Source organism: Pseudomonas sp. NFACC25, from assembly GCF_900100935.1.
Classification (GTDB): domain Bacteria; phylum Pseudomonadota; class Gammaproteobacteria; order Pseudomonadales; family Pseudomonadaceae; genus Aquipseudomonas; species Aquipseudomonas marginalis.
Window position 1 is genome coordinate 85,141 of record NZ_FMUC01000012.1, and the last position, 13,770, is coordinate 98,910.

A 13,770-nucleotide genomic window follows, 5' to 3' on the forward strand; every position below is an offset into this window, starting at 1 on the left:
AAATGCACCAGCAAGAAAAGGGTTTGAAACGCGGGCTGAGCGCCCGACATATTCGCTTCATGGCCCTCGGTTCCGCGATCGGCACCGGGCTGTTCTACGGTTCCGCCTCGGCCATCCAGATGGCTGGCCCCGCCGTGCTGCTGGCCTACCTGATCGGCGGCGCCGCGGTGTTCATGGTGATGCGCGCCCTCGGTGAAATGGCCGTGCACAACCCGGTCTCCGGCTCCTTCGGCCAATACGCCAGCACCTACCTGGGCCCGTTGGCCGGTTTTATCCTGGGCTGGACCTACGCCTTTGAAATGATCATCGTCTGTCTCGCCGACGTCACCGCCTTCGGCATCTACATGGGCTTCTGGTTTCCCGAGGTCGCACGCTGGGTCTGGGTGCTCGGCATCGTGTTTTTGATCGGCGGCCTGAACCTGTGCAACGTCAAGGTCTTTGGCGAGATGGAGTTCTGGCTGTCGCTGCTCAAGGTCGGCGCCATCGTGGCGATGATCCTCGGCGGTTTCGGCATCATGCTGTTCGGCATCCACTCGGCCGGCGAAACCCAGGCCAGCGGCCTGAGCAACCTGTGGGCCCACGGCGGCTTCATGCCCAACGGCATTGGTGGGCTGATCGCCTCGTTTGCCGTGGTGATGTTCGCGTTTGGCGGCATCGAGATCATCGGCATCACCGCCGGTGAAGCCAAGGACCCGCAGCGCGTGATCCCCAAGGCGATCAACGCCGTGCCGCTGCGCATCCTGTTGTTCTACGTGCTGACGTTGTTTGTCTTGATGGCCATCTACCCATGGCCGCAGATCGGCAGCCAGGGCAGCCCGTTCGTGCAGATTTTCAGCAACCTCGGGATAGGCTCGGCGGCGACCCTCCTCAATATCGTGGTGATTTCGGCGGCCGTGTCGGCCATCAACAGCGACATCTTCGGTGCCGGCCGCATGATGTACGGCCTGGCGCAGCAAGGGCAGGCGCCCAAGGGCTTTGCCCGGTTGTCCAGGCAAGGCGTACCGTGGATGACGGTGGTGGTGATGGGCGCCGCCTTGCTCGGCGGTGTGCTGCTCAACTACCTGATCCCGGAAAACGTGTTCCTGCTGATCGCGTCGATTGCCACCTTCGCCACCGTATGGGTGTGGCTGATGATCCTGTTCACCCAGGTCGCCATGCGCCGCTCGATGACGAAAGAGCAGGTGGCCGAATTGAAATTCCCGGTGCCGTTCTGGCCCTGCGCGCCGGCTGCCGCCATCGTGTTCATGCTGTTTGTGTTTGGCGTGCTCGGTTACTTCCCGGACACCCAGGCGGCCTTGCTGGTCGGTGCGGTGTGGATCGTGTTGCTGGTCGTTGCCTACCTGCTGTGGGTCAAGCCCGCCGCCGGGCAAGCGGCCAAGGTCCATTACGACCCGGCCTTGTCTCATCGATAACTTAGGGAGGCGTTGATGAAAACCCTTTGGCAACACTGCCACGTCGCAACCATGGCCCAGGGCAAATACTCGATCATCGAGGATGCCGCCCTGGTCACCGCCGGTTCGCTCATCGAGTGGATCGGTCCGCGCAGCGAAGTACCGACGGCGGATTACGCCCAGGTGCATGACCTGCAAGGCGCGTGGGTCACCCCCGGGCTGATCGACTGCCACACCCACGCGGTGTTTGGCGGCAATCGCAGCGGCGAATTCGAGCAGCGCCTCGAGGGCGTGAGCTATGCCGACATCGCGGCCAAGGGCGGCGGTATTGCCAGCACCGTGCGTGCCACCCGCGCCGCCACGGAGGATGAACTCTTCGCCAGCGCCTATAAGCGCCTGCGCAGCCTGCTGCGTGACGGCGTGACCACCGTGGAGATCAAGTCCGGCTACGGCCTGGACCTGGCCAACGAGCGCAAGATGTTGCGGGTGGCTCGGCGCCTGGGCGAAGCGCTGCCGGTCAGCGTGCGTGCCACGTGCCTGGCGGCCCATGCATTGCCGCCGGAGTACAAGGACCGCGCCGACGATTACATCGAGCACATCTGCAATGAAATGCTGCCGGCTTTGGCGGCGCAGGGGTTGGTGGACGCGGTGGATGCGTTCTGCGAATACCTGGCGTTTTCCACCGAGCAGGTGGAGCGGGTGTTCAAGGTCGCCCGGCAACTCGGCCTGCCAGTGAAGCTGCACGCCGAGCAGTTGTCGTCGCTGCACGGCTCCAGCCTGGCGGCGCGTTACCACGCGCTGTCGGCGGATCACCTGGAATTCATGACCGAAGAAGACGCCATCGCCATGGCCGCTGCCGGCACCGTTGCGGTGTTGCTGCCGGGGGCGTTCTACTTCCTGCGCGAAACCCAGCTGCCGCCGATGGACGCCCTGCGCCGGCACGGCGTGAAGATCGCCATCGCCAGTGACCTCAACCCCGGCACCTCGCCGGCGTTGTCGGTGCGCCTGATGCTGAACATGGCCTGCACCCTGTTCCGTATGACCCCGGAAGAAGCCCTGGCCGGTGTCACACAACATGCGGCTACTGCCCTGGGCATGGGCGACACCCATGGGTCCCTGGAAGTGGGCAAGGTGGCCGACTTTGTCGCCTGGCAGATTGATCGCCCCGCCGACCTCGCCTATTGGTTGGGCGGTGAGCTGGATAAACGCGTCGTGCGCCACGGCATCGACGTCACCCTATAAGGAGCACTGCTGTGGATAAGGTTCTGAACTTCAAACAAGGCCGTGTGCCGCTGCTGATCAGCATGCCCCACGCCGGCCTGCGCCTGACGCCTGCGGTGGAAGCCGGGTTGATCCCCGAAGCGCAAAGCCTGCCGGACACCGATTGGCACATCCCCACGCTGTATGACTTCGCGGATGAACTGGGCGCCAGCACCCTGTCGGCGGAGTACTCGCGGTTTGTCATTGACCTGAACCGGCCTTCGGACGACAAGCCGCTGTACGCCGGTGCCACCACCGGCCTGTACCCGGCGACCCTGTTCGATGGCGTGCCGTTGTTCCGCGAAGGTCTGGAGCCGAGCGAGACAGAGCGCGCCAGTTACCTGCAAAAGATCTGGGGCCCGTATCACCGCACGCTGCAAGAGGAACTGGTGCGGCTCAAGGCTGAGTTCGGTTATGCGCTGCTGTTCGATGCGCACTCGATCCGCTCGGTGATCCCGCACCTGTTCGACGGCAAACTGCCGGACTTCAACCTCGGCACCTTCAACGGCGCCGCCTGCGATCCGGAACTGGCGAGCCAGCTCGAGGCCATTTGTGCCACCCATCCTCAGTACACCCATGTGCTGAACGGGCGCTTCAAGGGCGGGCATATCACTCGCCATTACGGCAATCCGGCGCAGGATATCCATGCGGTGCAGCTGGAATTGTGCCAGAGCACGTATATGGAAGAGTTCGAGCCGTTCCGCTATCGCCCGGATCTGGCCGAGCCGACGCAAGTGGTGTTGAAGCAGCTGCTGGAAGGCTTGCTGGCGTGGGGGCGCAAGCGCTACGAGTGACGAACGGTCGCCCCTGTGCAACTCACAGTCGCCACAGGTCGTGTTGGGAGAGGCCTCGCTCGGTAAGGTTGTGGTTATGGCGCACCAGACGCCACTTCCCATAATAAAAGCTGCCGAGTGAGACCTCTTTCATGAAAAGACTGTTCAACCGTTACCTGTTGACCCTCACCGGCGCCGCACTCCTCAGTGCCCAAGCCATGGCCGCCGAACCGGTCTCCTGCAAATCCATTCGCATGGGCGTGGTCAGTTGGACCGATGTAGTCGCCACCTCGGGCATGGCCGACGTGCTGCTCAGCGGCCTGGGCTATGACAGCAAGCAGACCAGCGCCGTGCAGCAGATCATCTTTGCCGGTATCCGCGATAAACGCCTGGACGTGTTCCTCGGCTATTGGAAGCCGGCGATGGACAACAACATCGCGCCGTTTCTGGCCGCCAGGCAGGTCAAGGTCTTTGATAAACCCAGCCTCGCCGATGCCCAGGCCACCCTGGCCGTGCCGCAATACGTGGCTGACGCCGGGCTGAAGACCTTTGCCGACATCGCCCGCTTCAAGGACAAGCTGGGCGGCAAGATCTACGGCATCGAGCCCGGCAGCGGCGCCAATACCGATATCCAGAAAATGATCGACACCAACCACTTCGGCCTGGGCGGCTTCAAGCTGGTGGCTTCCGGTGAGGCTGGCATGTTGGCGGCGGTGCAGCGCGCAGTGAACCGCAAGGAGTTCGTGGTATTTGTCGGGTGGACCCCGCACCCCATGAACATCAATATGAAAATGGCCTATCTCACTGGCAGCGAAGACGTGTTCGGTCCTGACGAAGGGCGCGCCACGGTCTCCACCGTGACCGCGCCGGACTTTGCCGAACGCTGCCCCAACGCTAACCGATTGCTCGAGAACCTGACCTTCACCGCCGCCCAGGAAAGCCAGTTGATGGTGCCGATCATGGAGCGCCAGTCACCGCAGGACGTGGCCAGGCAATGGCTGCGCGACCACCCCGAGGATTTGCAGCGCTGGTTGGCCGGGGTTACAGCATTTGATGGCAGCGACGGCTTGGCGTCGCTCCAGGCCTACCTCAAACCCTAAGCCAAGTGCAGCCCCCGATAGCCATGGGTATCTTGAGGGTTGACGCATAACGCTGTGGTGAGCGGGGCAAGCCCGCTCACCACAAGGACTTCATTACCTTAGATTATTCTTTCACCGAAGATGTGTAGATACGACTGCCCCGATAGCGCCATGCCGGGCAACCTATCAAGTGACTGATCCATCGCAATCGGAAACCCCCGACCTTGAACCTGCCGCGCCAGAGATCATCGCGTATGTACCCGATATCCCCGCAACTCGCCGCCTTCGTCGCAAAAACCGAGTCCTTCACCTGCGCCGACTCTTCCCTGACGAGCCAGCGCCAAAGTTACCAGCGCATGTGCCAGGCATTCACCCCGCCGAAACCGGAAGGCTTGCAGCTCGCGGACTTCACCCTGGCCGGCGTGGACGTGCGCAGTTATCTGCCCCCTGCACCGCCACCCGCCGATGGCTGGCCATGTCTCCTCTATATACACGGCGGTGGCTGGGTGGTCGGCGGCCTGGATTCCCATGACTTCATCTGCTTCGAGCTGGCCAATGCCCTCCGGGTGCTGGTGATCGCCATCGACTACCGCCTGGCGCCCGAGCACCCATTCCCGGCCGCCTACGACGATTGCCGCGCAGTGTGGCAGGCGATCCAGAAAGGACAGGCGCCACACGCCATCGATCGGCAACGCCTGGCAGTGGTCGGTGACAGTGCGGGCGGCAACCTGGCGGCGGCGTTGTGCCTGGGGTTGCGCGATGATGGCCAGCCTATGCCGCGGGCCCAGGTCCTTATTTACCCCGGGCTGGGCGGCCCGGCCGATTTGCCCTCGCGCCGTGACTGCATGGACGCGCCGCTGCTCAGCACTGCCGACACCGACTACTACCTGGCGCTCTACCTGCGCGGTTTGGATAAACCATCGGCCTATGCCATGCCGCTGTTGGCCGAGGATCTCAGTGGTTTGCCCAGGGCCTTGATCGCAGTCGCCCAATTCGACCCGCTGCGCGACGACGGCATGCTGTACGCCGAGCGCCTGCAACAGGCCGGTGTGCCTGCACTGTTGTATCCGGGCAAAGGCCTGGTCCACGGCTGTCTACGCGCAAAGGGCCAGGCCCCGGAGGTGGATCGGCTGTACGGCTACCTGTTGGATTACCTGAGGAGCGAACTGCTGACGCAGCTCTAAGCGCTCAAGGACATGCTCATTGCACAATTCGGGTTTATAGTGCCAGACGGCAAAATAAAAGACGTCCCCCCAGGGATGAACCCGACCCCCTACGGAGCGCGCAATGCAGACTTGGTACCCGCAGATCAAACCCTACGCCCGGCACGATCTGGCCGTCGATGACACCCACACGCTGTATGTCGATGAAAGTGGCTCCCCCGAAGGCTTGCCTGTCGTATTCATCCACGGTGGCCCTGGCGCCGGTTGCGATGCCCAGAGCCGCTGCTATTTCGATCCCAACCTGTACCGCATCGTCACCTTCGACCAGCGTGGCTGCGGCCGTTCCACCCCGCGCGCCAGCCTGGAAAACAACACCACCTGGGACCTGGTCGCCGACCTCGAGCGCATCCGCGAACATCTTGGCATCGACAAATGGGTGCTGTTCGGCGGCTCCTGGGGCTCGACCCTGGCCCTGGCCTACGCGCAAACCCACCCCGAGCGTGTGCATGGCCTGATCGTGCGCGGTATTTTCCTCGCCCGCCCCCAGGACATCGAATGGTTCTACCAGGCCGGTGCCAGCCGCCTGTTCCCGGACTACTGGCAGGACTACATCGCGCCGATTCCCGCCGATGAGCGTCACGACATGATCGCGGCCTACCACAAGCGCCTGACCGGCAACGACCAGATCGCCCAGATGCACGCCGCCAAGGCCTGGTCCGGCTGGGAAGGGCGCATGCTCGGCCTGTGCCCGAGCCCGCAGCACGTGGAGCGCTTTTCCGAGCCTCAGCGCGCGCTGTCCATCGCCCGTATCGAATGCCACTACTTCACCAATAACTCCTTCCTGGAGCCCAACCAGCTGATTCGCGATATGCACAAGATCGCCCATCTGCCTGGCGTCATCATCCATGGCCGCTACGATATGATCTGCCCGCTGGATAACGCCTGGGAGCTGCATCAGGCCTGGCCGAACAGCGAACTGCAGGTCATCCGTGAAGCGGGCCATGCGGCGTCCGAGCCCGGGATTACCGATGCACTGGTGCGCGCGACCGGCGAAATGGCACGGCGCCTGCTTGATCTGCCGCCAGAAGAAGCATGAAGGCCTTGCTGCAACGGGTGCGTGGCGCCCGGGTCGAAGTGGCGGGCGAAATCGTCGGGGCTATCGACCAGGGTTTACTGGTGCTGGTGGCCGTCGAACCTGCAGATACGCCCGAGAGTGCCGACAAACTGCTGCACAAGCTGCTTAACTACCGGGTATTCAGCGACGACGAGGGCAAGATGAACCTGTCGTTGAAGGATATCGATGGGGGATTGCTGCTGGTGTCGCAGTTCACCCTGGCGGCGGATACCAAGAGCGGCCTGCGGCCAAGCTTCTCAACCGCTGCGCCGCCGGCCCTGGGAGCGGCGCTTTTTGATCACTTGCTGTTACAAGCGCAACAATTGCATGGCAAGGTGGCCTCGGGGCGTTTTGGTGCGGATATGCAGGTGCATTTGGTCAATGATGGCCCTGTGACCTTTCTCTTACAGACATGAATGTATTAAAAACGACTTTAATGCCTAAAAACGTAGGGTTTCGCTACAAATACTTCGTTGTCCCTGATGCGTTGTCTCGCGGGCTACTAGATAATCGCGCGCTACGGGGATCAGCGTTGTTTGGTCCATTTTTGACTTAGGTAGAGACTTGTCCGGTAACCACTGGGGAATCATTTTGCCCCAGGGGAGTCGGAACAATGCTCGCCAACCTGGCATATAGATAGCTGGCCGTTGGTTTTTTGATCTGTTTTCGGCGAGGGTTGCTCGTGATTGTTAGTCCCTGTAATGCACCAAAATTGTCTGCCAAACGGTTACGAAACGCACTGGTGACGGGCTCTGCCCTGTTTTGCCTGTTCGGCGCGGGTCAACTGTGGGCATTCAGTCTGGATGATGTGTCGGCCAAGGCAAAAGAGCTGGCCGGGCAGAAATACGAAGCTCCGCGCAGCAATCTGCCGAACGAATTCCGCGAAATGAAGTTCGCGGACTACCAGAAGATTCGTTTCCGCAACGAAAAAGCCGAATGGGCCGATCAGAACACCCCGTTCAAGTTGTCCTTCTATCACCAGGGTATGCATTTCGATACACCGGTGAAAATCAACGAAGTGACCGCCGACAGCGTCCAGGAAATCAAATACGACCCGACTCGCTTCGATTTCGGTGACGTGAAGTTTGATCCTAAAGCCACCGAGCAGCTGGGTTACGCCGGTTTCCGTGTGCTGTATCCGATCAACAAGGGCGACAAGCAAGACGAAATCATGACCATGCTCGGCGCCAGCTATTTCCGCGTCGTCGGCAAGGACCAGGTCTATGGCCTGTCCGCCCGTGGCATGGCGATCGATACCGCGCTGCCGTCGGGTGAAGAATTCCCGCGTTTCACCGAGTTCTGGATCGAGCGTCCAAAACCGGGTGACAAGCACCTGGTGATCTTTGCCCTGCTGGATTCCCCACGTGCGACCGGCGCCTATCGCCTGATCCTGCGTCCGGGCACCGACACGGTTGTCGATGTGAAATCCCAGATGTTCCTGCGTGACAAGGTCAGCAAACTGGGCGTTGCCCCGTTGACCTCCATGTTCCTGTTCGGCGCCAACCAGCCGTCCAAGGTGCTCAACTACCGTCGCGAGCTGCATGACTCCAGCGGCCTGTCGATCCATGCCGGCAACGGCGAGTGGATCTGGCGCCCCCTGAACAACCCTAAACACCTGTCGGTCAGCAACTTCACCGTGGAGAACCCGCGTGGGTTCGGCCTGCTGCAACGGGGTCGCAACTTCAGCCACTATGAAGACCTCGACGACAACTACGACAAGCGTCCAAGCGCGTGGATCGAGCCTGAAGGCGACTGGGGCAAGGGCTCCGTCGACCTGGTCGAGATCCCGACTGCCGACGAAACCAACGACAACATCGTTGCATTCTGGAGCCCGGCGGAGTTGCCGGAAGTCGGCAAGCCGCTGGAAGTGGCCTACCGCCTGCACTGGACCCTCGATGATGCCGCGTTCCACTCGCCGGACAGCGCCTGGGTCAAGCAGACCCTGCGCTCCACCGGTGATGTGAAGCAATCCAACCTGATCCGTCAGCCGGATGGCAGCGTGGCGTACCTGGTGGACTTCGAGGGCCCGTCCCTGAAGAAACTGCTGCCGGACGCCCCGGTGCGCAGCCAGGTGAGCGTGAGTGACAATGCCGAGCTGGTAGAAAACAGCGTGCGCTACAACGAACACACCAAAGGCTGGCGCCTGACCCTGCGTATGAAGATCAAGGACGCAGGCAAGCCGACCGAGATGCGTGCAGCCCTGGTCCAGGACATCACGCCGCCTGAGCCTGAGCATGTTTCGACCCAGGTGCTGAAGGCCGACAAGGTCCTGGCCAAGCAACACGAGAAACAGGCCAAGAAAGACGCGAAAGACAAGGAAGCCAAGCAGCCAGAAGCTGCCCCAGCCACACCGGAGCCGATCAAGACCGAGCAAGTCCTGACCGAAACCTGGAGCTATCAGTTGCCTGCCGATGAGTAATTCTCAAGTCCAGCCAGAGACTCTCTCCGAGTACCTGGCGCATCTTCCGATGACCGCTGAGCAGCGCGCCGAGTTGGCGGGCTGCACATCCTTCACCGAGTTGCACGAGCGCTTGTCGTCCAAGGCGTTCGATGCACCCGTCGACGCCGCCCAGGCGTCGGTGGGTCCCCGCTTGACCCTCAGCACGGCCGAAGAGCTGCAAGACGCCGAAATGCTCGGGCTCGACGCCAGTGGGCGCGTGTGCCTCAAGGCCACGCCGCCCATCCGCCGTACCCGCGTGGTGCCTGAACCGTGGCGCACCAATATCCTGGTGCGCGGCTGGCGGCGGATCACCGGCCGCAGCAACCCGCCGACCCCGCCGAAGGATGAGCGCGTATTGCCGGCAGCCCGCTGGCGTACCGTGGGTTCGATTCGTCGTTATATCCTGCTGGTGCTGATGCTCGGCCAGACCATCGTGGCCGGCTGGTACATGAAAGGCATCATGCCCTACCAGGGCTGGTCGCTGGTCGACTTCGACGAGATCCGCAACCAGACCCTGCTGCAAACCGCCACCCAGGTGCTGCCTTACGCCCTGCAGACCAGCATCCTGATCATGTTCGGGATCCTGTTCTGCTGGGTCTCGGCCGGTTTCTGGACTGCATTGATGGGCTTCCTCGAACTGCTCACCGGCCACGATAAATACCGGATTTCCGGTAAAAGTGCCGGCGACGAGCCGATCCCGAAAGACGCGCGCACCGCGCTGGTCATGCCGATCTGCAACGAAGACGTGCCGCGGGTATTCGCCGGTTTGCGCGCGACGTTCGAATCGGTGGCCGCCACCGGTGACCTCGATCGTTTCGACTTCTTCGTGCTCAGCGACAGTAACGAGGCCGACATCTGCATCGCCGAGCAGCAAGCCTGGCTCGACGTTTGCCGTGAGGCGGGTGGCTTCGGCAAGATCTTCTATCGCCGCCGTCGCCGTCGCGTGAAGCGTAAAAGCGGCAACCTCGACGACTTCTGCCGTCGTTGGGGCGGCGACTACAAGTACATGGTGGTTCTCGACGCCGACAGCGTGATGAGCGGCGAATGCCTGACCAGCCTGGTGCGCCTGATGGAAGCCACGCCGGATGCCGGGATTATCCAGACCGCGCCGCGTGCGTCGGGCATGGACACCCTGTATGCGCGCATGCAGCAATTCGCCACCCGGGTGTACGGCCCGCTGTTCACCGCCGGCCTGCACTTCTGGCAGTTGGGTGAATCCCACTACTGGGGTCACAACGCGATCATCCGCATGAAACCGTTTATCGAGCACTGCGCCCTGGCGCCATTGCCGGGTAAAGGTGCATTCGCCGGCTCCATCCTGTCCCACGACTTCGTTGAAGCGGCGCTGATGCGCCGTGCCGGCTGGGGCGTGTGGATTGCCTACGACCTGCCGGGCAGCTACGAAGAACTGCCGCCGAACCTGCTGGATGAACTCAAGCGTGACCGTCGCTGGTGCCACGGCAACCTGATGAACTTCCGCCTGTTCCTGGTCAAGGGCATGCACCCGGTGCACCGCGCGGTGTTCCTGACCGGTGTGATGTCCTACCTGTCGGCGCCGTTGTGGTTCCTGTTCCTGGTGCTGTCGACGGCCTTGCTGGCGGTCAACACCCTGATGGAGCCGCAGTACTTCATGGCGCCACGCCAGTTGTACCCGCTGTGGCCGCAATGGCACCCGGACAAGGCGGTGGCGCTGTTCTCCACCACCATCGTGCTGCTGTTCCTGCCGAAATTGCTGAGCATCATCCTGATCTGGGCCAAGGGCGCGAAAGAGTTCGGTGGCAAGTTCAAGGTGACGATGTCCATGCTGCTGGAGATGCTGTTCTCCATGCTGCTGGCGCCGGTGCGGATGATTTTCCACACCCGTTTCGTGCTCGCCGCGTTCCTCGGCTGGGCCGCGACCTGGAACTCGCCGCAGCGTGACGACGACTCCACCCCGTGGGGCGAAGCGATCAAGCGTCACGGCACGCAGACCTTGCTTGGCTTCTTCTGGGCCCTGCTGGTGGTGTGGTTGAACCCGAGCTTCCTGTGGTGGCTGGTGCCGATCGTGGGTTCGTTGATGCTGTCGATCCCGGTGTCGGTGATCTCCAGCCGGGTCAACCTCGGACTGAAGTCCCGCGATGAGAGCCTGTTCCTGATCCCTGAGGAATACAATCCGCCGCAAGCGTTGCTGTCCACCGACAAGTACACCCACGAAAACCGTTGGCACGCGCTGAAAGACGGCTTTGTGCGCTCGGTGGTCGACCCACAGCAGAACGCACTGGCCTGTGCCCTGGCGACCTCGCGTCACGGTCAGGCCGAGCCCATCGAGTACCTGCGTACCGAACGTGTGCGCCACGCGTTGAAAGTCGGCCCTGCCGGCCTCAACAACGGCGAACGCCTGGCGTTGCTCAGCGACCCGGTAGCCCTGGCCCGCTTGCATGAGCAGGTCTGGAGCGAAGGGCATGCTGAGTGGCTCGCTGCCTGGCGGAACTCGATCAAGGCCGACCCGCACGCGCCGTTACTGCCGCTGCAACCGCTGTCGTCCCAGGCCCAACCGGCCTGATTCAGACGCCCCCGAGGGTTCACTTCGGGGGCGTTCGAAGCGCTGGTCCTACAGCGTTTTTCTACCGCCCTAACTCCTTGTTATTTCGAAACAAAAGTCCCTTGTCCGAGGCGTATTTGCGTGCCCGCGAGTGGGGTAGGATCGCCCCCCAAATTTGACTCGGTCACAGGGGGATTCATGATCAAAAGGTATTGTTCGGCATTGCTGATCGGCGTTATTGCATTGATTCACGCTGGTCTGGTGCAGGCCGGTGCCATCGACGATGCGGTTCGGCGTGGTGTGTTGAAAGTGGGTACTACGCCCACCTATGTCCCCTTTGAAATGACCGATAAAGAGGGTCGTATCGTTGGCTTTGAAATCGACCTGCTCAAGGTGATGAGCCAGGCCCTGGGCGTTGAGCTTGAATTGGTCAGCGTGCCCTATACCGAGTTGCTGCCTGGGCTGCAGGCGAAAAAGTTCGACCTGATCGGCAGCGGCATGACCGTCACCCAGGAGCGCAACCTGAAGCTGAATTTCAGCGACTCCTTTATCGTGGTGGGGCAAACCGTGTTGCTGCACCCCAGCCTGAAGGACAAGGTCGCCAGTGTCGAAGACCTGGACGACGCCACTTACCGTGTCACCACCGTCCAGGGCACCACTGGCGAGGCGGCGGCGCAACGCTTCCTGGGGGCGGCGCGCTTGAGCAGTTTTGCAACGCCCCGGGAAGCTGTGCGCCAAGTGGTGAACGGTGCCGCCGATGCCTTTATTTATGATGCGCCCTACAACCTGATCGCCCTGAGCCTGCCGGAAAACCGCGAGCTGCTGGCGCTTGAACAGCCGTTCACCTTTGAGCCCTTGGCGTTTGGCGTGAAGAAAGGCGATTTTGACAGCCTCAACTGGATCAACCATTTCCTCAATCAAGTCGCCCAGGACGGGACCTACGATCGCTTGCACGACAAGTGGTTCAAGGACATGGACTGGCTGGTAGAGGTCGACTGGAAGTCATAACTTCTTACACATCAATCCGTTGCCAGCGCTGCCAACGCAAGCGTCTATCCCAGCAGCTGGCTGCGTTGTTGTGGGACTTTTCCGACATACGCAGATAACAAATACCCGTGAAACCTTTGTGACAGGCAATGAGTGGGTTAGGATCGCACCCCGAATTGGTGCAGCCCTTTTGCGCGCCGACCGTATAAGAATCGTTCAGGGGACTTGATGATGAAAAAGTATCTTTCGATGCTGCTGCTCGGCGTCGCCGCGCTGGTTTCGGCCAATGCCGCCCAGGCCGGTGCCATCGATGATGCGGTCAAGCGCGGCACGCTGAAAGTCGGCATGGACCCGACCTACATGCCGTTCGAAATGACCGACAAACGCGGCGAAATCATTGGGTTCGAGGTCGATATCCTCAAGGCCATGGCCAAGTCCATGGGCGTCAAGCTGGAGCTGGTGTCCACCGGCTATGACGGCATCATCCCGGCGTTCCTCACCGGCAAGTTCGACATGATCGGCAGCGGCATGACCCTGACCCAGGAACGCAACCTGCGCCTGAACTTCAGCGAACCCTTCATCGTGGTTGGCCAGACCCTGCTGATCCGCAAGGACCTGGAAGGCACCATCAAGTCCTACAAAGACCTGAACGACGAGAAGTACCGCCTGACCTCCAAGCTCGGCACCACCGGTGAGATGGTCGCCAAGAAGCTGATCTCCAAGGCCAAGTACCACGGCTATGACAACGAGCAGGAAGGTGTGCTGGACGTGGTCAACGGCAAGGCCGATGCCTTCGTGTATGACGCGCCGTACAACGTGGTCGCCGAGAAAAAAGTCGGTAACGGCAAGCTGGTGTTCCTTGAAGAACCCTTCACCTTTGAACCCCTGGCGTTCGGCCTGAAGAAGGGTGACTACGACAGCATCAACTTCATCAACAACTTCCTGCACCAGATCAAGAACGACGGCACCTACGATCGCATCCATGACAAGTGGTTCAAGAGCTCCGAGTGGCTCAAGGACATGGAATAAAGCGGGACTGTTT

10 protein-coding genes and 1 pseudogene are annotated in these 13,770 nt (G+C 61.5%); all 11 read left to right on the top strand.

Annotation, left to right across the window (positions count from 1 at the left end; genetic code table 11):
- Positions 1–2 precede the first annotated feature (2 nt).
- Positions 3–1,412, top strand: a complete 1,410-nt coding sequence (locus tag BLQ09_RS23620) for an amino acid permease (protein WP_027605050.1) — start codon at positions 3–5, stop codon at positions 1,410–1,412.
- Positions 1,413–1,427: 15 nt separating this feature from the next.
- Positions 1,428–2,633 carry an imidazolonepropionase gene (hutI, locus tag BLQ09_RS23625; RefSeq protein ID WP_092358729.1) on the top strand — a complete coding sequence of 402 codons (1,206 nt, stop codon included), beginning with the start codon at positions 1,428–1,430 and terminating at the stop codon, positions 2,631–2,633.
- An 11-nt stretch (positions 2,634–2,644) separates the two neighbouring features.
- The gene (hutG, locus tag BLQ09_RS23630) at positions 2,645–3,445 is read left to right on the top strand and encodes an N-formylglutamate deformylase (RefSeq protein WP_092358731.1); all 801 of its coding nucleotides are present in this window, start codon (positions 2,645–2,647) and stop codon (positions 3,443–3,445) included.
- A 131-nt stretch (positions 3,446–3,576) separates the two neighbouring features.
- A complete protein-coding gene (locus BLQ09_RS23635; RefSeq protein ID WP_027605047.1) occupies positions 3,577–4,524 on the top strand; it encodes a choline ABC transporter substrate-binding protein in 948 nt (315 codons plus the stop codon).
- A 233-nt stretch (positions 4,525–4,757) separates the two neighbouring features.
- Positions 4,758–5,687, top strand: a complete 930-nt coding sequence (locus tag BLQ09_RS23640) for an alpha/beta hydrolase (RefSeq protein WP_092358733.1) — start codon at positions 4,758–4,760, stop codon at positions 5,685–5,687.
- Between the two features lie 103 nt (positions 5,688–5,790).
- Positions 5,791–6,762 (top strand): prolyl aminopeptidase, encoded by a 972-nt coding sequence (gene pip, locus BLQ09_RS23645; protein ID WP_027605045.1) that lies wholly within the window; start codon positions 5,791–5,793, stop codon positions 6,760–6,762.
- Complete coding sequence (dtd, locus tag BLQ09_RS23650) at positions 6,759–7,196, top strand: D-aminoacyl-tRNA deacylase (RefSeq protein WP_027605044.1); 438 nt, start codon at positions 6,759–6,761, stop codon at positions 7,194–7,196. Before pip ends, dtd begins: the two co-directional genes overlap by 4 nt.
- A gap of 323 nt (positions 7,197–7,519) precedes the next feature.
- Complete coding sequence (locus BLQ09_RS23655) at positions 7,520–9,199, top strand: glucan biosynthesis protein G (RefSeq protein WP_222935589.1); 1,680 nt, start codon at positions 7,520–7,522, stop codon at positions 9,197–9,199.
- Positions 9,192–11,764, top strand: a pseudogene (gene mdoH / locus BLQ09_RS23660) (glucans biosynthesis glucosyltransferase MdoH); the annotation flags it as partial. The gene BLQ09_RS23655 and the pseudogene mdoH, both read left to right, overlap by 8 nt.
- 175 nt (positions 11,765–11,939) lie before the next feature.
- Complete coding sequence (locus BLQ09_RS23665; protein WP_027605041.1) at positions 11,940–12,749, top strand: transporter substrate-binding domain-containing protein; 810 nt, start codon at positions 11,940–11,942, stop codon at positions 12,747–12,749.
- A gap of 210 nt (positions 12,750–12,959) precedes the next feature.
- Positions 12,960–13,757, top strand: a complete 798-nt coding sequence (locus BLQ09_RS23670; protein WP_027605040.1) for a transporter substrate-binding domain-containing protein — start codon at positions 12,960–12,962, stop codon at positions 13,755–13,757.
- The last annotated feature ends 13 nt before the right edge of the window (positions 13,758–13,770 follow it).